The organism is Nocardia carnea, from assembly GCF_029868855.1.
In the GTDB taxonomy this organism is placed as follows: domain Bacteria; phylum Actinomycetota; class Actinomycetes; order Mycobacteriales; family Mycobacteriaceae; genus Nocardia; species Nocardia carnea_A.
The window spans coordinates 1-1,681 of the sequence record NZ_JARWOV010000300.1; the positions used below are offsets into that span (position 1 = coordinate 1).

The 1,681-nt window shown below is 67.2% G+C and carries 1 protein-coding gene; it reads left to right on the forward strand.

Features of this window, described 5'->3' with window-relative positions:
* Positions 1-1,681: condensation domain-containing protein (locus tag QH195_RS30995; protein WP_280437982.1), on the forward strand; the 1,681-nt coding region annotated here is incomplete at both ends.

A 1,681-nucleotide genomic window follows, 5' to 3' on the forward strand; every position in this document is an offset into this window, starting at 1 on the left:
GGAGTATCGGGGTCGTACCGATTTCCAGGTCAAGATTCGTGGTTTCCGGATCGAGTTGGGTGAGATCGAAGCGGCACTCCTGGCGTTGCCCGAGGTCGGGCAGGCGGCGGTGGTCGCGAAGTCGGATGCACGGACCGGTGACCGCTTGGTGGGCTACCTGGTCCCGTCCGGCACCGGCCTGGATTTCGCTCGTATCCAGGACGAGCTGGGGCAGCGATTGCCGTCCTATATGGTGCCGTCGGCGTTCATCGAACTCGACGCTCTGCCGTTGAATGTGAACGGCAAACTGGACCGTAAAGCGCTGCCGGAACCGGAGTTCCAGGCACGGGAGTTCCGGGCTCCGTCGACTCCGATCGAGGAGATCGTGGCGGGCGTCTTCGCCGAGGTCCTCGGGATCGACCAGGTCGGCGCGGACGACGACTTCTTCGCTCTGGGTGGTAACTCGCTGGTCGCGACGCAGGTTGCGGCGCGATTGAGCAAGGCGCTGGATACGACTGTTCCGGTGCGCGCGTTGTTCGAGGCGTCCACCGTGGCAGGTTTGGCAGTTCGGGTCGAGCAGCATGCGGGTTCGGGCGGTCGTGCGGCGTTGGTGCCGCAGCCGCGGTCGAGCCAGGTCACCGAGTCGGGTGAGGTTCGAGACGTTGCGCCGTTGTCGCTGGCGCAGCAGCGGATGTGGTTCCTCAACCGCTTCGACGGCGCGTCGGCCGCGTACAACATTCCGATGGCGATCCGGCTGTCCGGCGAGCTGGACGTGGACGCCCTGCGGGTAGCCGTCGCGGACTTGGTGGCGCGGCACGAGGTACTGCGGACGGTGTATCCGGATACCGCGTCCGGCCCGGTACAGCTGGTGCTGCCCGCAGCGCAGGCGATACCGGAGCTGGAGGTGCGGTCGGTGGCCGCCGCGGAGGTCGTCGCGGCCGTCGCGGAATTGGCGTCCACCGGTTTCGATGTGACGGCCGAGGTGCCGTTGCGGGTCGCACTGTTCCGTTTGGCCGATTCGGCCGGCGCGAGCGGCGCGCAGGAATCCGCCGCCGCGCACAGTGCCACCGCCGGTGAATTCGTGCTCGCGCTGGTGGCGCACCATATCGCGGCCGACGGCTCGTCGGTCGGTCCGCTGGCCCGTGATGTGATGACCGCGTATGTCGCGCGGTCCGGGGGTGAGGCTCCGGCGTGGGCGCCGTTGCCGGTGCAGTATGCCGATTTCAGTATCTGGCAGCGGAGTCTGCTGGGTGACGAGTCCGATCCGGAATCGCTGGCGGCCGAGCAGCTCGGGTATTGGGAGTCGGCGCTGGCCGGGATTCCGGATCAGCTGGATCTGCCGATGGACCGGCCGCGGCCGGCAGTGCAGTCGTTCACCGGTGGCCGGGTCGATATCGGTATCGATGCCGAGGTCCACGCCGGTTTGCAGCGGTTGGCGCAGCAGCAGGGCGCGACTTTGTTCATGGTGGCGCATACGGCGTTCGCGGTGCTGCTGTCGCGGCTGTCGGGTACCGACGACATCACCATCGGTACCCCGGTGGCCGGTCGTGGTGAGCAGGTTCTCGACGATCTGATCGGGATGTTCGTGAACACGCTGGTGTTCCGGACGCAGCTCGATCGTGGTGAGGCGTTCACCGATCTGCTGGCGCGGCAGCGGCAGGTGGATATCGCGGCGTTCGCCAATGCGGATGTGCCGTTCGAA